This is a genomic window from Herbaspirillum sp. CF444 (assembly GCF_000282135.1).
In the GTDB taxonomy this organism is placed as follows: domain Bacteria; phylum Pseudomonadota; class Gammaproteobacteria; order Burkholderiales; family Burkholderiaceae_D; genus Herbaspirillum.
Genome location: NZ_AKJW01000016.1, coordinates 1 through 17,218, shown reverse-complemented (window position 1 = coordinate 17,218; position 17,218 = coordinate 1). Strand labels below are relative to the sequence as shown.

At 63.2% G+C, this 17,218-nt stretch carries 15 protein-coding genes; 3 read left to right on the top strand and 12 right to left on the bottom strand.

The features are described 5' to 3' along the window. Positions 1 to 61 precede the first annotated feature (61 nt). The 12 genes from PMI16_RS02815 to PMI16_RS02760 all read right to left on the bottom strand — a co-directional run bounded on the left by PMI16_RS02815 (position 62) and on the right by PMI16_RS02760 (position 13,666). Positions 62 to 1,282, bottom strand: a complete 1,221-nt coding sequence (locus PMI16_RS02815) for an aminotransferase-like domain-containing protein (protein ID WP_007876217.1) — start codon at positions 1,280 to 1,282, stop codon at positions 62 to 64. Between the two features lie 148 nt (positions 1,283 to 1,430). Then, positions 1,431 to 2,480 carry an ABC transporter substrate-binding protein gene (locus PMI16_RS02810; protein ID WP_007876216.1) on the bottom strand — a complete coding sequence of 350 codons (1,050 nt, stop codon included), beginning with the start codon at positions 2,478 to 2,480 and terminating at the stop codon, positions 1,431 to 1,433. An 81-nt stretch (positions 2,481 to 2,561) separates the two neighbouring features. After that, the gene (locus PMI16_RS02805; RefSeq protein WP_007876215.1) at positions 2,562 to 3,728 is read right to left on the bottom strand and encodes an NAD(P)/FAD-dependent oxidoreductase; all 1,167 of its coding nucleotides are present in this window, start codon (positions 3,726 to 3,728) and stop codon (positions 2,562 to 2,564) included. Continuing rightward, positions 3,725 to 5,134, bottom strand: coding sequence for an FAD/NAD(P)-dependent oxidoreductase (locus PMI16_RS02800; RefSeq protein ID WP_007876213.1), 1,410 nt, complete (start codon positions 5,132 to 5,134; stop codon positions 3,725 to 3,727). Before PMI16_RS02800 ends, PMI16_RS02805 begins: the two co-directional genes overlap by 4 nt. Next, the gene (locus PMI16_RS02795; protein ID WP_007876211.1) at positions 5,131 to 5,445 is read right to left on the bottom strand and encodes a (2Fe-2S)-binding protein; all 315 of its coding nucleotides are present in this window, start codon (positions 5,443 to 5,445) and stop codon (positions 5,131 to 5,133) included. The genes PMI16_RS02800 and PMI16_RS02795 overlap by 4 nt, the downstream gene beginning before the upstream one ends. Then, positions 5,442 to 6,248 (bottom strand): ABC transporter permease, encoded by an 807-nt coding sequence (locus PMI16_RS02790; protein WP_007876208.1) that lies wholly within the window; start codon positions 6,246 to 6,248, stop codon positions 5,442 to 5,444. Before PMI16_RS02790 ends, PMI16_RS02795 begins: the two co-directional genes overlap by 4 nt. Positions 6,249 to 6,263: 15 nt before the next feature. After that, positions 6,264 to 7,142: an ABC transporter permease gene (locus PMI16_RS02785; protein ID WP_007876206.1), complete on the bottom strand. Its 879-nt coding sequence runs from the start codon at positions 7,140 to 7,142 to the stop codon at positions 6,264 to 6,266. Next, entirely contained in the window at positions 7,135 to 8,211 is a 1,077-nt protein-coding gene (locus PMI16_RS02780) for an ABC transporter ATP-binding protein (protein ID WP_007876201.1), read from the bottom strand. Before PMI16_RS02780 ends, PMI16_RS02785 begins: the two co-directional genes overlap by 8 nt. 92 nt (positions 8,212 to 8,303) lie before the next feature. Next, positions 8,304 to 9,824, bottom strand: coding sequence for an L-piperidine-6-carboxylate dehydrogenase (gene amaB / locus PMI16_RS02775; RefSeq protein WP_007876199.1), 1,521 nt, complete (start codon positions 9,822 to 9,824; stop codon positions 8,304 to 8,306). A 349-nt stretch (positions 9,825 to 10,173) separates the two neighbouring features. Further along, entirely contained in the window at positions 10,174 to 11,058 is an 885-nt protein-coding gene (gcvA, locus tag PMI16_RS02770; protein WP_007876197.1) for a transcriptional regulator GcvA, read from the bottom strand. Positions 11,059 to 11,193: 135 nt separating this feature from the next. Further along, positions 11,194 to 12,600: an FAD-binding oxidoreductase gene (locus PMI16_RS02765; protein ID WP_007876195.1), complete on the bottom strand. Its 1,407-nt coding sequence runs from the start codon at positions 12,598 to 12,600 to the stop codon at positions 11,194 to 11,196. Further along, positions 12,590 to 13,666 carry a DUF1338 domain-containing protein gene (locus PMI16_RS02760; protein ID WP_007876193.1) on the bottom strand — a complete coding sequence of 359 codons (1,077 nt, stop codon included), beginning with the start codon at positions 13,664 to 13,666 and terminating at the stop codon, positions 12,590 to 12,592. The genes PMI16_RS02765 and PMI16_RS02760 overlap by 11 nt, the downstream gene beginning before the upstream one ends. Between PMI16_RS02760 and PMI16_RS25670 the strand changes: the two genes are divergently transcribed. From PMI16_RS25670 to PMI16_RS02750, 3 genes are all read left to right on the top strand, one after another. Beyond that, positions 13,665 to 13,988, top strand: coding sequence for a hypothetical protein (locus PMI16_RS25670; RefSeq protein WP_157212506.1), 324 nt, complete (start codon positions 13,665 to 13,667; stop codon positions 13,986 to 13,988). The two genes, PMI16_RS02760 and PMI16_RS25670, sit on opposite strands and share 2 nt — an antisense overlap. Positions 13,989 to 14,085: 97 nt before the next feature. Further along, the gene (aceE, locus tag PMI16_RS02755; protein ID WP_007876191.1) at positions 14,086 to 16,782 is read left to right on the top strand and encodes a pyruvate dehydrogenase (acetyl-transferring), homodimeric type; all 2,697 of its coding nucleotides are present in this window, start codon (positions 14,086 to 14,088) and stop codon (positions 16,780 to 16,782) included. A 146-nt stretch (positions 16,783 to 16,928) separates the two neighbouring features. Next, the coding region (locus PMI16_RS02750; RefSeq protein ID WP_007876190.1) for a biotin/lipoyl-containing protein at positions 16,929 to 17,218 on the top strand (290 nt) is incomplete at its 3' end.

Here is a 17,218-nt window from a genome sequence, read left to right as displayed (position 1 = left end):
TGGCGTCATGACGGTCGATACGACGCTGGGTCCTGACGTTCGTCAGGACGACAAGTGCTTTTCAATCTTGTAACTTGTCCCGCAATTTCCCATGCGCCGTCCGCAGTCGCGTCATCCCGGTTCTGATCTCTTCCGGCGAGGCCGTGGCGAACGACAGGCGCAATCGCGCCGGATCGGCCGCACTGGCGTAGAAGGCGCCGCCCGGCACATACATCACGTTTTCGATCACTGCCTGTTGCAATAGCGTGGTCGCTTCGGTGCCGTCGCGCCAGCGCGCCCAGATGAACATGCCGCCTTGCGGCACGGTCACTTCCAGACTCTCGCCAAAACATTCCCGCAGCGATGCCAGCATGGTTTCGCAACGGTCCTTGTACGTCGCAATGATCGTCGGCAGATGCCGCGCGAGGCAGCCGTCGCGCAGATAGCGCGCCGCGGCAAGTTGCATCCACGGCGCCGTGCACAGGTCGCCGGTCTGCTTGGCGATGACGGCGCGCCGCAGGATTTCGGCGGGGCCGCACATCCAGCCGATGCGCAAACCGGGCGCGACTATCTTCGACAGGCTCGACAGATACACCAGCCAGTCGGCGCCGCCCGGCACGTCGTCGGCGACTTCCAGCAGCAAGGGCTGCGGTGCGCCGGCAAAGCGCAGTTCGCCGTAAGGATCGTCTTCAATCACCAGCATCCGGTAGCGCACCGCCAGCTCCAGCAGATGGCGGCGGCGCACCGATGGCAGGGTCGCCCCGGTCGGATTGGCGAAGGTCGGCACGACATACAACAGCTTGGGCCGTGCGCCGGCGAGCAGCAATTGTTCCAGCGCCTGCGTATCCATGCCGTCGCCGTCGCTGGGAATTTCCAGCATCTCGGCGTTGGCCAGCCGCAGCGCCTGGATCGCCGCCGGGTAGGCCGGTCGTTCTATCGCCACGCAATCGCCGGGGCCGACCAGCACGCGTAGCAATAGCTCGAAAGCTTGTTGCGAGCCGGTCGTGACCAGCAGGTTTTCCGCCGCCGCCTTGCCGCCGGTGCGTTGCTGCGTGAGCGCGCGCAGTGCTTCGGTCAGCGCCGGCACGCCTTCGGTCGCGCCGTATTGCAGGCACGCGGTCGGCGATTCGCGCAGCACGGCCGCGCCGCTGTGCGCCAGTGCATCGGCGTCGAACAGCGCCGGCGAGGGATAGCCGCCGGCAAACGAGATCATGCCCGGCTGCTGGGTGTACTTGAACAGCTCGCGGATAGGAGAACCCTGCGGCGTCTGAAACGCGGGGTTAAAACGATAGGCTGGTTTCATCGGCGTGTGCGGAATTCGGGAGGGGAGGAAAACAGAAACAGGCCGGCGGGCGCGCCGTCGGTTCCTGATAAATCCTGATGGAACGAGGACATCAAAGGCGCGCGTCGGACCTGCAGAGGCCCGACGCCAGCATAGTGACTAAGCGTGATTACTGCTCGACCATGCGGTTCCAGCGGTTGTTCCACTCGGTGCGCTTTTCGTTGACGACATCCCAGTCGATGGTGTTGAGACCCTTGGTCAGCACTTCGGTCTTGCCGCCGAGTTTGGCCTGTGCAGCGTCGCTCAGCTTGACGTTGCGATTGACCGGGATCGAAGCGGCCATTTCCATGCCCTTGGTTTGCGCCGGCACGCTCAGCAGATACTCGATCAGCTTTTGCGACAGGTCGGGTTCGCTGTTGTTCTTGAGCGCACAGGCGCCGACCATCAGCAATACGCCGCCTTCTTTCGGCGTGACGAATTCCGCCGGGATGCCCTTGGCCTTGAGGTTGGCGATGGCGGTCACCGTCAGCGGGAAGATCGCGGCCTCATTGGTTTGGATCATTTCCGAAATCTTGGCCGAGCTCGACAGGTATTCGAGCACGTTGGGACCGACCGTAGTAGGCCACTTCTTGAAGCCCGGCTCGACGTTCTTGTCGGTGCCGCCGACCAGGCGGTTGTACATCATGAAGCCGTACAGGCCGAAGGTGCTGCTGGAGATGGACTGGAACACCACCTTCTGCTTGTACTTCGGATCGGCGAAATCCAGCCACGAAGTCGGTGCAGGCCAGTTCTTTTCCGTGAACATCTTCTTGTTGTAGCCGATGCCGACCACGCCCATGTCGACCGCCACGGCCTGGTCGTTGGCCAGGCGCGCGAACGGGTAGAGGTCCTTGAGCACCGGGGTGTCCCTGACCTTTTCGCACAGGTTCATGTTGACCGCGCGGTACATCACGCCGTCGTCGAGGAAGACCACGTGCATTTGCGGCTTGTCTTTCTGCGCCTGCATCTTGGCGATGATGTCCGACGAGGTGCCGGGCACGACCACGACCTTGACGTTATTGGCCTTCTCGAAATCGGGGAAGATGCCGGTGGTGTAATTCTTTTCCATGGTGCCGCCGTTCATGCCGACGTACAGGGTTTTGGTCTGGGCCTGGGCAGGCGACCACACGCCGAGGACGGAGGTCAGCATACAGGTCAGCGTCAGATATTTCATGTTCATTTTTGGATCTCCTTGGCGGTAAAAACGACCCCCGGAACCTTAGGCGCCGGGGAATTCAAACTTTTCAACTTGAACGGATGGTTAAACCTTTGACTCTTCTTGTTTCGATGCCTGCTCTTGCGAGGCGGCAAAGCGCCTGATTGAAAACGCCTCAATCGGGGTGCTGCTTTCTCCTTTGGTGACCAGTTCGGCGAGCACCTCGCCGACGGCCGGCGCAAGCTGAAATCCCGCGCCCGAAAAACCGAATGCATGCAACAGGCCGGGCGTGGTGGCGCTCGGGCCGATGACCGGCTGGTGATCGGGTGTTTCGCCTTCGACGCCGCTCCAGGTGCGGATCACCAGTGCGTTGCGCAGCGCCGGCACCATCTCGGTCAGCGCGGCCAGGGCCTTGAAGCTTGAACTGGTGCGCGGCCGCGTGGCGTCGAGCGCCAGGTTGCCGTCGCCGCGACCGCCGCCGAGCACGACGTTGCCGCGTTCGACCTGGCGCGCATAAAACGCACCGCCGACTACTCCCAGGCTCAGGCTCATCAAGGGCGGCAGCGGCTCGGTGACGCACATGTTGGGATAGATCGCCTGCTCGGAAACGGTGTCGCCGAAACGTTGTGCGATTTCCTTGCCCCAGGCGCCGCTGCAATTGAGCAGGAAACGGCTGCGCACGCGCACGCCGCGGCTGTTTTGCAGCAGGAAATAATTGCCGTCGAAGCGAAAGTCTTCGACCGCGCTCTGTTGCAGCAGCCGCGCGCCGGCCTGTTCGGCGGCACGTGCAAAGGCAGCGGCGATCAGGCGCGGATTGGCGTGGCCGTCTTCGGCGCACAATGATGCGCCATGGGCCTTGTCGCCGATCCAGGGATAGCGGCGGCGCAGGGCGTCGGGTTCGAGCAGTTCGAGTTCCAGTCCGTAGGCGGCCGCCATGTCGCGATAGGCGATCAGCTCTTGCATGTCGGCGTCGCTGCGCGCCAGTTTCAGATGACCGGAGGCGATGTATTCGCCGTCGCTGCCGATGGTTTGTCCGAGCCGCCGCCAGATCGCGTGCGCGCGTTGGGACAGCGGCAACTGGCAGGCGGCGCGGCCCTGGCGGCGCACTCCGCCGTAGTTCACGCCGCTGGCCTGCGCGCCGCACCAGCCTTGTTCGAGCACCACCACCGAGCGTTGCTGGCGACGCAGTTCCAGCGCCGCCGACGTGCCCATGAGGCCGCCGCCGATGATGGCGACGTCGGTGTCGATGACGTTGTCAGTCAGCTTGCTCATGCCTGCTCTTCCGCAGCCAGCGCCACGCTGACCGGTATCGGCTTGACAGGGGCCTGCACGCGCAGGCGGCCTGCTTCGGCGACGCTGACGCCGGTCGCGTGGGCCAGAATTTCAGCGGCCGCGGCGCCGCACATGCGACCCTGGCAGCGACCCATGCCGACGCGCGTCAACGCCTTGAGCCGGTTGATTTCAACGGTGCCTTCCTGCTGCACGCTGCGGCGCAATTGTCCGGCGGTGATTTCTTCGCAGCGGCAGATCACCAGATCGTCGGCGCAATCGCGCGCCCAGTGCACGGCGGTCGGGAAGGCGGTTTCCAGCCCCTGGCGGAATTGCAGGTTGCTGCGCAGGGCGTGCGCCAGCCGGCGGCTTTCCTGCTCCGCCGCAGCTTTGGCGGCGGCGTTCGCGGGCAGTCCGAGGTCTTGCAGCAAGGCCAGTGCGGCGGCGTGTCCGCTCAGTTCGGCGGCGTCGGCGCCGGCGATGCCGCTGCCGTCGCCGGCCAGATAGACGCCGGGCACGCTGCTGCGGCCGACGTCATCGCGCTGCGGCAGCCATTGCTGGTTGAGTTCGTTGAAGACGAAACGGCAGCCGGCCAGTTCGGCCAGCTGGGTTTCCGAGCGCAGGCCGAAGCCGGTTGCGAGCGCATCGCAGGCGATTTCGGTGGTCTTGCCCTTGCGTGTCCAGCGCAGGCTTTGGATGGTTTGCTTGCCGTCGGCGGCGATGTCGTCGACGCCGTCGAACAGCGGAATGCCCCTGGCGCGCAACCAACCCATGAAGTACAGGCCTTTGGCGAAGGTCGCCGGTTGACGCAGCAGCGCAGGCAGTGCGCGCAGCTTGCCGCCGAAGCGGGCGGTGTCGAGCACCGCGACGACGTCGGCTCCCGCCTTGGCGTATTGATAGGCCAGCAGATACAGCAGCGGACCGGAACCGGCGACGACGACGCGGCCGTCGAGTACGCAGCCCTGCGCCTTGAGCGCGACCTGGGCCGCGCCCAGCGTGTAGACGCCGGGCAGCGTCCAGCCGGGGAAGGGCATGACGCGGTCGAGCGCGCCTGTGCACAGGATCAGGTGCGTGTACGGTTGCTCGGCATGGCGCTGCGCATGCAACAGGTCGAGTTGACTGGGCGTGCAGTTCCACACCAGCGTGTCGGGACGGTAGTCGATCTTTGCGCGCAATTGCTCGAAGCTGCCGTGCAGCGCTTCGGCCTTGGCGGCTTCGAAACCGTAGAGTTCTTTTTTGGAGCGCACGAAACCCGGCGGCGGCTGGCGGTAGATCTGGCCGCCGGCGCGACGGTTTTCGTCGATGACGATCGGGCGCAGGCCGGCTTCCGCCAGCGTTTGTGCCGCGCGTACGCCGGCTGGTCCGGCGCCGACGATGACGATTTGCGGGGATGCCGGGGACGCGCTCACTTGGCCTCTCCCGCGTTTTCTCCTGTTATCGGAGCCACGCCGCTGAGCAAGCGCATGCCTTCCGCAATCTCGGTGGTGCAGGCGCGCACGGCCTGGCCGTCTTCGCAACGCATCCAGCAATCCTGGCAACAGCCGATCAGGCAAAAGCCGGCGCGTGGCGCGCCGCTGAATTCGGTGCGGCGCAATTGCCCGGCCTGCGTCAGCACCGCCGTCAGCACGCTGTCGCCGGCGCGGGCGCTGAGCGCCTTGCCGTCGAGCCAGAACGAAACGCTTTTGCGCTCCTGTTCCGCAACGCGCTTCAGCAGGCTCATACGCGTTCTCCGATGAGAATCTTGTCGAGGCCGTACAGGCGATCAAGGATCAGCATGGCGCCGCCGGTGATCAGGATCATCAGCGCCGACACCGACGCCATCATCGGATCGATGGACTCCGTCGCGTACATGTACATGCGCACCGGCAGCGTCACGGTGGCCGGCGTGGTGACGAAGATCGACATCGTCAGCTCGTCGAAGCTGTTGATGAAAGCCAGCATCCAGCCGCCGCTCAGGCCCGGCAGGATCGCCGGCAGCGTGATGCGGCGAAACACCGTCCACGGTCCCGCGCCCAGCGACTGCGCCGCTTGTTCACTGCTGCGGTCGATGCCCATCACCGCCGCCAGCACCATGCGCAGCACATAAGGCGTGATGACCACGGTGTGCGCGACGACCAGCCAGAAGAACGAACCGGTGATGCCCATCACCGAAAACATGCGCATGAAGGCCACGCCCAGCACCAGCGAAGGAATGATCAGCGGCGACAGGAACAAGCCGTTGAGCGCGTCGCGTCCGGGGAAGCGATAACGCCCCAGCGCCAGGCCGGCGGGCAGCGCGATGCACACCGACAGCGTGGCCGACATCAGCGCCAGTTGCAGGCTGTTGTAGAAGGATTGCAAAAAGTCGGGATGGTCGAACACCGCCTTGAACCAGCGCAGGGAAGCGCCGTATCCGGCAGTGAAGGGCAGGGACAGCGTGTCTTGCGCCGTGAAGGCGACCAGGCATACCAGCACCAGCGGCGCCAGCACGAAGATCACGACCAGCGTGTGAAAGAGGAGGGCAATCGGACCGTTGCGTCGCATGTTCTTGTGTCTCCGTCAGCCCAGGGTCTTGGAATAGCGGCGTTCCAGGATCCGGTTGTAAGTCATCATGATGATCAGATTGGCGACCAGCAGCACGATGGCGATCGATGCGCCCAGCGGCCAGTTGAGCGAGCCGAGGAATTCGTCGTACACGGTGGTGGCGACCATCTTCAGGCGACGTCCGCCCAGCAGGCCGGGAATCGCGAAGGCGCTGGCGCTCAGGCCGAATACGATGAGGCTGCCCGAGAGCACGCCGGGCGCCACCTGCGGCAGCAAAATCCGGCGCAGCACGGTGGCCTGCGAGGCATTGAGCGACAAGGCCGCGTGTTCCACGGTCGGGTCCAGCCGCTGCAGCGCGGTCCAGACCGGGATCACCATGAACGGCAGCATCACGTGCACCAGCGCCACCACGATGGCGCCGGAGGTGTAGAGCATCTTCACCGGCGCCATGCCCAGGGCTTGCAAGGCGTGGTTGATGAGGCCGTCGGCGCTGAGCAGCATGCTCCAGCCGAACGCGCGCACCACCACCGACACCAGCAGCGGCGCCAGGATCACGATCAGGAAGAAGGCCCGCCATTTGCGGCCCATGCGGCTGAGCACGTAGGCTTCCGGCGCGCCGACGACGATGCAGATCAGCGTGGTCAGTCCGGCGATCCAGAAGGTGCGCCAGAAAATGCGCAGGTAATAGTCGTCGCCGAAGATCGCCAGGTAATTGTGCAGGTCGTAGGTGGACTTGATGCCGACGCTGTCGTCGTAGCTGTTGAGCGCGAGCAGGGCGGTCAGCAGCAGCGGCACCAGCACCATGGTGACGAACAGCAGCGTGGCCGGGGCCGTCAGTACATACGGCAGCGAGCGCTTGGGCCGGTTGGGTTTGGGGACCGCGCTCTTAAACATGAGCGCTCCGCGTTGACTCCGGCCCGACGGCGCGCATGGCGGACGTCGGCCAGCGCAGCGACACGCGCTGGCCCGGCTGACAGGAAGTCTGGCCGTTGTTCTTCAGGATCACCAGGATGTCGCCGCAATCGGTCTCGAAGCGATACAGCCATTGATTGCCGAGGAAGAAGCTGGATGCGACGACACCGCCCAGTTGTTCTTCCGCCTCGGTACAGCATTCGATTTTTTCGGGACGGATGCACAGCGTGGTGTGCTCGCCGACCGCGAGGGACGTGCCTTGCACTTCCAGCACATGGTTGCCGACGCGCACGCCGGCGCCGCCGTCCCTGACCCATTCGACCGTGCCGGGCAGCAGATTGGCCTTGCCGACGAATTGCGAGACGAAGGCGTTGACCGGGTTTTCATAGGTCTCCAGCGGCTTGCCGATCTGCACGGCGTGGCCGGCTTCCATCACCACCACGCGGTCGCTCATGGACAGCGCCTCGGATTGGTCATGCGTGACCATGATGGTGGTGGTGCCGACCTTGCGCTGGATTTCACGCAGTTCGATCTGCATTTCTTCGCGCAGCTTGGCGTCGAGGTTGGACATCGGCTCGTCCAGCAGCAGGATCGGCGGCTGGATCACCAGCGCGCGCGCCAGCGCCACGCGCTGACGCTGGCCGCCCGACAACTCGCGCGGATAGCGATGACCGAATTTATCCAGATGCACCAGCGCCAGGGCCTGCTTGACGCGTTCGGCGCTTTCCGCCGCGCCGACCTTGCGCATCTCCAGCCCGAACTTGACGTTGTCGGCCACCGTCATGTGCGGGAACAGCGCATAGCTCTGGAACACGATGCCCAGTCCGCGCCGGTTGGGCTTCTCGTTGGTGATGTCGCGACCGTTGAGCAGGATGCGTCCGGCGCTGGCTTCGACGAAACCGGCGATCATCTGCAAGGTGGTGGTCTTGCCGCAGCCGGAGGGACCCAGCAAGGAAACGAACTCGCCTTTTTCGACGGTCAGGTCGAGGTTTTCCACGGCGGTGAAATCGCCGTAGCGCTTGGACAGGTTTTCCAACTTGAGGAACGACATCAATGCATCTCCGGTGGCTATATGTATTGCTGATCTGGTGCTGATCTTGCGATTGTTTATTCTTCTATGGCGCGGTGACGGGCAAGCGGCGTTCAGTCGATGTCGAACTTCACTCCCTGCGCCAGCGGCAAGGTCTTGCTGTAGTTGATCGTGTTGGTGGCGCGGCGCATGTAGTTCTTCCAGGCGTCGGAGCCGGATTCGCGGCCGCCGCCGGTTTCCTTTTCGCCGCCGAAGGCGCCGCCGATTTCAGCGCCGCTGGTGCCGATGTTGACGTTGGCCAGGCCGCAGTCGCTGCCGACGGCGGAGACGAAGGTTTCCGCTTCGCGCATGTCGTTGGTGAAGATCGCCGACGACAAGCCTTGCGGCACGGCATTGTTGAGCGCAATGGCGTCGGCCAGGTCGTCGTACTTCACGACGTACAGAATCGGCGCGAAGGTTTCGTGATGCATGATCGCGGTCTGGCCGGGCATGCAGACCAGCGCCGGGCGGACATACACGCCGTCGCCGAGCACGCCGAGCATGTCAACGCGTTCGCCACCGGTGACTTCGCCGCCTTGTCCGCGCGCCTGTTGCAAGGCGCTTTGCATGGCGTCGAAAGCGGCCTTGTCGATCAGCGGGCCGACCAGCGTATCGGCGAGCAACGGATCGCCGACCTTGACGCTGGCGTAGATGCGCTTGATCTGCGCGACCACCTGGTCATGGATACTGCTGTGGACGAACAGGCGGCGCAGGCTGGTGCAGCGTTGGCCGGCGGTGCCGACGGCGGAGAAGGTGATCGCGCGCAGCGCCAGGCTGAGGTCGGCCGAGGGCGCCACGATCATGGCATTGTTGCCGCCCAGTTCGAGCAGGCTGCGGCCGAGACGTTCGGCGACGACGGTGGCGACCTTGCGGCCCATGCGCACGCTGCCGGTGGCGCTGACCAGCGGCACCAGCGGCGAGCGCGACAGCACTTCGCCGATCTCGGCATGGCCGATCAGGATCTGGCACAGGTTGGCCGGCACGACGTTCGGATGTTGCGCGGAGAAACGCTCGACCGCCTTGGCGAACAGCGCCTGCACGGCGAGTGCCACGACCGGCGTTTTTTCGGATGGCTTCCACACCACGGCATTGCCGCAGATCAGTGCCAGTGCAGCGTTCCACGCCCACACCGCCACCGGAAAGTTGAAGGCCGTGATGACGCCGCACACGCCCAGCGGATGCCAGGTTTCCATCATGCGGTGGCCGGGACGTTCGGAGGCGATGGTCAGGCCGTGCAACTGGCGCGACAGGCCGACGGCAAAGTCGCAGATGTCGATCATTTCCTGCACTTCGCCGAGACCTTCGGAGAGGATCTTGCCGGCTTCCTGGGTGACCAGTTCGCCGAGCGCCTGGCGATGTTCGCGCAGCACTTCGCCGAGCACGCGCACCAGCTCGCCGCGCACCGGCGCCGGCACTTCGCGCCAGGCGAGGAAGGCGGCCTGGGCGTTGGCCAGCGCGGTTTCGGCCTGCGCCGTGGTGTGCGTCTTGAGGGTGGCAAGCAATTGCCCGTCGCGCGGCGAACGTATTGTCAGATCGCTGCCGGTATAGGCGGACAGATCGAAATCCAGGGTGGCGAAGAGACGGGAAGATGGCATGGAATTCCTTTGTGGCTGAGTGGGTACGAGCATTTGACGACCGAGTATAAGGAATAATGCGCGGTTTTTTAAAATCAAAAAATGTCACGACATCATTACATTTGCTAATGCACGAAAATGTTCGTCGGGAGGCGGGCGATGTGCGCTGCGATGGTGCGATGCATCAAATGCAATGCCGCGCTAAACGCCTTGCTACATAGCGTTGAGTGGTTTTTTCAGAAAGTGGCAGAGCGTTGTCGTCAGTCTTTTTGCACCACTTTAATGCATTGTGGAAATAGCATGTCCGGCTGTCTCAACATGACTTTTAGTGTGTTTGAGCCGATTTTCCCGAACCGGATGCAGGAGTGGATCAGCCGGCCTGCAATTCGCTCAGGATCCAGTCGCGGAATTTGATGACGGCGGGTTTGCTGGCGTTCTTTTCGGGATAGGCGAGGTAATACGATTGCGGGCTCTTGACCGCAAACGGGAAGGGCACGTGCAACTGGCCGAGGCTGATCTCGGTTTCGACCATGAACTTGGGCATCAGCGCCACGCCCATGCCGGCCACGGCCGCCTGGATCACCATCGCCAGTTGTTCGAAGCGCGGTCCCGCCAGCGCGTTGGGGCAATCCACGCCGACGTGGCGGAACCAGTCCTGCCAGGCTTGCGGCCGCGTGGTGTGCTGCAGCAAGGTGATGTCGGCCAGGTCGCTCACCGAGGAGATGCGGTCGTTCATGGCCTTGCTGCAGACCGGCAGCACTTCTTCGCCCATCAGGCGGACCATCACGGTATCGGGCCAGTCCGGCTCGCCGAAATGGATCGCCGCGTCGACCTGGCGCGTGTTGAAATCGAAGGGCAGCACTTCCGTGCTCAGGTTGAGCAGCACGTCGGGGTAGGCGGCGGCGAATTTGGTCAGGCGCGGGATCAGCCACTTCACGCCGAAGGTCGGCAGGATCGCGAGGTTGAGCACGCTGGCGAGGCTGTTGTAGGTCATCACCTGGAAGGTCGCCATCTCGATCTGCTTGAGGATGCTCGACACCTGCGACGCATAGTCGCGGCCCGGTTCGGTCAGGATCAGGCGGCGGTTGATGCGCTCGAACAGCTTGACGTTCAGATAGTCTTCCAGAATCGCGACCTGACGGCTCACCGCGCCCTGCGTCATGTGCAGTTCGTGCGCAGCCTTGGTAAACGACAGGTGGCGCGCCGACGTGTCGAAGGCGATCAGGCAGGACGTGGATGGGATGAATCGGCGCATGGAGCGGAATCCGCTGGAAGGATGACCTCGCACTATAGCAAAAGCGGTGCCAGCGGTGCCACCATTGCCATGAGTATTTGTCATGGCAACGCTCCCGTGTTCAACGCGATTGGTGAGGGCATGTCGCGGATGTGTTCAGCCGAAACGTGTATTGCCGAGCAGATAATGCGGATCGAACGCCGGCTGCAGACGTGCGGCCAATCGTTGCTGCGCCTGTCCCAGATAGCGATAGTAATAATGCTGGTTGAACGGCCCGATGCCGTGCTCGGCGCTGAAGCTGCCGCGATAGCCGTGCACCACCAGGTCGTAGACGGCGGTGCGCAGGGCGTCGATGCGCGGCGGCGGAAAGTGTTCCTGCCGCGCCGGCGCGATGGCGATGTTGAAATGCACGCCGCCGTCGCCCCAGTGGCCGAAGTCGTACACGTCGGCGCCGGCAAAGTCGCGCGCGATCAACGCCAGCGCTTCTTCGCGGAAGGCGGCCATGCGCGAGCGCGGCACCGAGATGTCGAAGGCGACCACTTTGCCTTCCTGTTTGACGCTGTCGCTGATGGCGTGGCGCAGGCGCCAGAGCGTCTCGGGTTTGTCCACCACGGCGTCGACGATGGCGTCGTCGAAATGGCGTTCCAGCCAGTTCATGAACAACTGGTCCAGATTGAAATGATCGCTGGCGGTGGCCGACGAACTCAATTCGATCAGCAGCGCATACGGCGGCGCGGGATGGAACGGCGCGACGGTTTGCGGCAGATGGCGCAGCACGGACTCCAGCGCATTTTGCGAGATGCCTTCGAAGGCGCTGAGGAAGTCGGCGAATTCACGTTCCGCGTCTTGCAGCAAGCGCAAGGCTGCTTCCGGTGAAGAAGGCACCACCAGCGCGGTGGCGCGCTGACGCGGCAAGGGATGCGCGCGCAGCACGGCTTGCGTGACGATGCCGTAGCTGCCGGCGGTGCCGATGAACAGTTGCTTCCAGTCGGGGCCGGTGTTGTTCTTGCGCAGGCGGTTGCCCAGTTCGAGCAATTCGCCAGGCGGCTGCATCAGCAACGCTTGCAAGCCCAGCGTGTTGTGGCGCACATCGCCGTAGCGGATCAGTCGCGCGCCGCCGGTATTGGCCGCGAGCATGCCGCCGACCGAGGGATCGGCGCCGAGATCGATGGGAAAGCACAGTCCGTGAGGTTCCAGCGCCTGATTCAGGTCCGATAGCCGCGTCCCGGCCCAGGCCTGGATCACGCCGTCGACCGGATCGATGTCGATGACGCCCCTGATGCGTTCCATGCTCAGCACCAGCTGGCGGCCGGAAACGTCGGGCGAGGCCGCGCCGACCAGGCCGGTGTTGGCGCCCTGCGGGACGATGCCGATTTTTTCGGCTGCGCACCAGCGCATCAGTTCGGCGGCTTCGGCGACGTCGGCGGGGCGCGCCACGCACAGCGCGGTGCCGGCGCCGTAGCGCGGGCCGTGTTCATAGGGCGCGCGTGCTGCGGGCTCGGTGATGCAGCCGTGCGGTCCCAGCAGTGCGGCGATTTTTTCCAGCGCCGACTCAGCAGACATTGTCGCCGGTTCCCGTTGCAACATTTTCTGCGGCGCCTGTCATCTTGAAAATACCCTGCGCGTTGCCGCTGTCGAACGTCAGGTCGAGCTTGCTGACGCCGGCGTCATCTATATAAGAGTCGCGCGAGATGAATTCGTAAAACGAGCCCGGCACGCTGACGTCGACCAGCGCACCGCCGGCGTCCTTGAGCCGGTAGCCGACCTTGCCGGCGCGGAAAGCGGTCTGGCGCACGCGGCCGTTGCGCGAGACTTCGACCTCGTCCTTGATCGGTCGGCCCAGTTGACGCTGGCGTTCGGCCGTGGCGACGACGTCGGCGACGCGGTCGGTGGCGTGGTTGAAGACATTGCCTTCGGTCGAGATCCAGGCCATTTCGGCCGATTCGGCGCGCAGCGCTTCATATTGCGGCAAGGTCGGCAGGTCATGGTGGCGGGCAAAGCAGCCCAGCATCGCAGGCAACAGGCGTTGCGCGGACGTGATCGGCAGGGCGCCGTCTGCGGCCAGTTGGTCGAGCAGGGCCAGCATGTCGGCGTGCAGCGGATCGCGCGAGGTCGCCAGCAGCGCATCGACGGTGTGCTGGAACGCGGGAGAGAATTTTTCCGGATGCAGTTCGCTGACGAAGAATTGGGCAATGTTTTCCGGATCGTCGATGTGGCTGTAGACGTGGCCGGTCATGTTGATGCGCGGCAGCGGATACAGGCCGGCCAATTGGTAGCCCAGCGGCAGCAGCATGCGCGTGAACAAGGCTTCGCCGTCGGGGAAGGACGATGCCTTGCCCTTGCCGCGCAACACGGTGCGCACCGCGCCATGGTCGAAGCAGATCCTGGTGCCGGCCGCCGCCGCATCGGCGACGTAGTCGCGTCCGGCCGGGACTTCCTGCAACAGTTTGTCGAACAGCAACATGTTCAGCGCCTGCGCCAGTTCGAGCCGCGTGACGCTGACCGACACGGGGAGCAAGGTCGATGCCGGCACCTCGAGCAGGTCGAACAGGCGCTGGACGGTGTTGTTGTTTTGATATGCCGAAGTTAGCAGGAGATGCAGATTGCTGTCGCGGGCAGGGGTAGTCATGGTCGTCTGCTGGCCTTCCTTGATGAGATGGAGGCATCTTAAGGCGCTCTTTGCGGCTTACAAAACGATTAATACTGATGTTCGAATGCATTTTTCTCATGCAAACAAAAAAGATGGAATCGGGCTTTGCGGGCAGTTTCGGTGCGCTGCAATAAAGCGTCGCAGCACGATTTTAATAGAGGGAGTCAAAAAACGCCTGGCAGGAGAGCGCCTGTTTATACCGCTTTGCAGCAATTTACCACAATATGAAATCAAATATCGCTATTTGAAAATGCAAAAAGCCCTGTTAAAATGCCTCGTCCACGCGGCACAAAGACCGTAAAGTATTGGCAAAAAGAATCGTGTGACGGCGTATTGCAACGTATTACAGCTTAACGATCCGGCTTCCCCGCCGATCCCCATCAACTCAGGAGACGTACATGTCAGCCCAAATCGACCAAGTCCTGGCGCAAGCCGCCAACGATCCCGACGTGATTGAAACGCAAGAGTGGCTCGACGCCCTCGAAGCCGTGATCGAGGCAGAAGGCCCGCAACGCGCACATTACCTGATGGAACGCATGGTCGATCTGGCCCGCCGTCGCGGCGCCCACATCCCGTTTTCCAGCAATACCGCTTACGTCAACACGATTCCCGCCGATCAGGGCGAACACTGTCCGGGCAATCTGGAATACGAAGAGCGCCTGCGCTCGTGGATGCGCTGGAACGCCATGGCGATGGTCGTCAAGGCCAACCGCGTCGACGGCGACCTCGGCGGCCACTTGTCCTCGTTTGCCTCGCTGGCAAACATGCTGGGCATCGGTTTCAACCACTTCTGGCACGCCCCGACCGAAGACCACGGCGGCGACCTGTTGTATATCCAAGGTCACTCCTCGCCAGGCATTTATGCCCGCGCGTTCCTGGAAGGCCGCCTGACCGAAGACCAACTGATCCATTTCCGCCGCGAAGCCGACGGCCACGGTCTGTCGTCGTATCCGCATCCGAAGCTGATGCCTGAATTCTGGCAGTTCCCGACCGTGTCGATGGGCCTGGGCCCGCTGATGGCGATCTACCAGGCGCGTTTCCTGAAGTACCTGCACGCACGCGGCATCGCCAAGACCGACAACCGCAAGGTCTGGGCCTTCTGCGGCGATGGTGAAATGGACGAGCCGGAATCGATGGGCGCCATCGGCATGGCCGGCCGCGAAAAACTGAACAACCTGGTCATCGTGGTCAACTGCAACCTGCAACGCCTGGACGGTCCGGTGCGCGGCAACGGCAAGATCATCCAGGAACTGGAATCCGATTTCCGCGGCGCCGGCTGGAACGTCGTCAAGGTCATCTGGGGCAGCGGCTGGGACGAGCTGCTGGCCAAGGACAAGGAAGGCATCCTGCAAAAAGTGATGATGGAAACCGTCGACGGCGAATATCAGAACTACAAGGCCAAGGACGGCGCCTTCGTGCGCAAGCACTTCTTCGGCAAGCATCCGAAGCTGCTGGAAATGGTCAGCAAGATGTCCGACGACGACATCTGGCGCCTGACCCGCGGCGGCCACGATCCGCACAAGATCTACGCGGCGTTCAAGGTTGCGCAGGACAGCAAGGACCAGCCGACCGTCATCCTGGCCAAGTCCATCAAGGGCTATGGCTTCGGCAAGTCCGGCGAAGCGCGCAACACCGCACACAACACCAAGAAGCTGGACGACGAAGCCATCAAGGCCATGCGCGACCGCTTCCAACTGCCGATCTCCGACGCCGAGCTGCCGGACATCCCGTTCTTCAAGCCGTCCGAAGACACGCCGGAAATGCAATACCTGCACGAGCGCCGCAAAGCCTTGGGCGGTTACCTGCCGCAACGCCGTCCGCAAGCCGACGAAAAACTGGTCGTGCCGGAACTGTCGGCATTCCAGGTCATGCTGGAGCCGACCGCCGAAGGCCGTGAAATCTCGACCACCGCGGCGTACTCGCGCGTGCTGACGGCGCTGTTGCGCGACGGCAGCCTGGGTCAGCGCGTGGTGCCGATCATGGTCGACGAATCGCGTACTTTCGGTATGGAAGGCCTGTTCCGCCAGATCGGTATTTTCAGCCAGGTCGGCCAGTTGTACGAACCGGTCGACAAAGACCAGGTCATGTACTACCGCGAAGACAAGGCCGGCCAGATTCTGCAGGAAGGCATCAATGAAGCAGGCGGCATGAGCTCGTGGATCGCTGCGGCGACCTCGTACTCGACCAACAACCGCATCATGATTCCGTTCTACACGTATTACTCGATGTTCGGCCTGCAACGTATCGGCGATCTGGCCTGGGCTGCCGGCGACATGCGCGCCCGCGGCTTCCTGATCGGCGGCACCGCCGGCCGCACCACGCTGAACGGCGAAGGCCTGCAGCACGAAGACGGCCACAGCCACGTGTTCGCTTCCGCGATCCCGAACTGCGTGCCTTACGATCCGACCTTCGCCCACGAAGTCGCCGTGATCATCCATGACGGCCTGCGCCGCATGGTCGGCAACCAGGAAGACGTGTTCTATTACATCACCGTGATGAACGAGAACTACGGCCATCCAGGCATCAAGCCGGGTCAGGAAGAGGGCATCATCAAGGGCCTGTACCTGTTGAACGAAAGCGGCAAGAAGAACAAGCTGCGCGTGCAACTGCTAGGCTCCGGCACCATCCTGCGCGAAGTCATCGCCGCCGCCGATCTGCTGCGCGACGACTGGAAGGTCGACGCCGACGTCTGGTCCGCACCATCGTTCACGCTGCTGGCGCGCGACGGCCAGGACATCGAACGCTGGAACATGCTGCATCCGGCCGACACCGCGCGCAAGGGCCACTTCGAGCAATCGATGGAAGGCACCGAAGGCCCGATCGTGGTCTCGACCGACTACATGCGCACCTACGCCGAACAAGTCCGCGCCTTCGTACCGAAGGGCCGTACTTACAAGGTGCTGGGCACCGACGGTTACGGCCGTTCCGACACCCGCGCCAAGCTGCGCGAGTTCTTCGAAGTCGACCGTCACTATGTGACCGTGGCTGCGCTGAAGTCGCTGGCCGACGAAGGCAAGATCAAGCCTTCCGTGGTTGCCGAAGCGATCGCCAAGTACGGCATCAATCCGGAAAAACCAAATCCAGTGACCCAATAATGTTGGAAATCTGCTGGGCCTGAATCATCCGTAAGGCGGCTTGTCATGTAATATCGGCAAGCCGCCTTCAACATGAGTGGACATAAATTCGACGCCGCGTATCCCCCATGCGGCGAACTGGATCCAGAACAAACGGAGCGCAAGAGATGAGTCAAATCGAAGTAAAAGTACCGGATATCGGCGATTTCAAAGAAGTCGAGGTCATTGAAGTCCTGGTCAAGGTAGGCGATACCATCAAAGTCGAACAATCCCTGCTGACTGTCGAATCCGACAAGGCCAGCATGGAAATCCCATCCAGCCACGCCGGCGTGGTCAAAGAAATTCGCGTCAAGCTCGGCGACAAGGTTGCCGAAGGCTCGGTGGTCGTGATCGTTGACGCCGAAGGCGCCGGCGCCGCAGCTGCGCCGGCAGCAGCTCCGGCAGCCGCCGCTGCAGC

Coding starts and splice junctions, on each gene's coding strand:
- PMI16_RS02815 (WP_007876217.1), bottom strand. CDS start 1,282: ATGAAACCAGCCTATCGTTTTAACCCCGCGTTTCAGACGCCGCAGGGT.
- PMI16_RS02810 (WP_007876216.1), bottom strand. CDS start 2,480: ATGAACATGAAATATCTGACGCTGACCTGTATGCTGACCTCCGTCCTC.
- PMI16_RS02805 (WP_007876215.1), bottom strand. CDS start 3,728: ATGAGCAAGCTGACTGACAACGTCATCGACACCGACGTCGCCATCATC.
- PMI16_RS02795 (WP_007876211.1), bottom strand. CDS start 5,445: ATGAGCCTGCTGAAGCGCGTTGCGGAACAGGAGCGCAAAAGCGTTTCG.
- PMI16_RS02790 (WP_007876208.1), bottom strand. CDS start 6,248: ATGCGACGCAACGGTCCGATTGCCCTCCTCTTTCACACGCTGGTCGTG.
- PMI16_RS02785 (WP_007876206.1), bottom strand. CDS start 7,142: ATGTTTAAGAGCGCGGTCCCCAAACCCAACCGGCCCAAGCGCTCGCTG.
- PMI16_RS02780 (WP_007876201.1), bottom strand. CDS start 8,211: ATGTCGTTCCTCAAGTTGGAAAACCTGTCCAAGCGCTACGGCGATTTC.
- amaB (WP_007876199.1), bottom strand. CDS start 9,824: ATGCCATCTTCCCGTCTCTTCGCCACCCTGGATTTCGATCTGTCCGCC.
- gcvA (WP_007876197.1), bottom strand. CDS start 11,058: ATGCGCCGATTCATCCCATCCACGTCCTGCCTGATCGCCTTCGACACG.
- PMI16_RS02765 (WP_007876195.1), bottom strand. CDS start 12,600: ATGTCTGCTGAGTCGGCGCTGGAAAAAATCGCCGCACTGCTGGGACCG.
- PMI16_RS25670 (WP_157212506.1), top strand. CDS start 13,665: ATGGTCGTCTGCTGGCCTTCCTTGATGAGATGGAGGCATCTTAAGGCG.
- PMI16_RS02760 (WP_007876193.1), bottom strand. CDS start 13,666: ATGACTACCCCTGCCCGCGACAGCAATCTGCATCTCCTGCTAACTTCG.
- aceE (WP_007876191.1), top strand. CDS start 14,086: ATGTCAGCCCAAATCGACCAAGTCCTGGCGCAAGCCGCCAACGATCCC.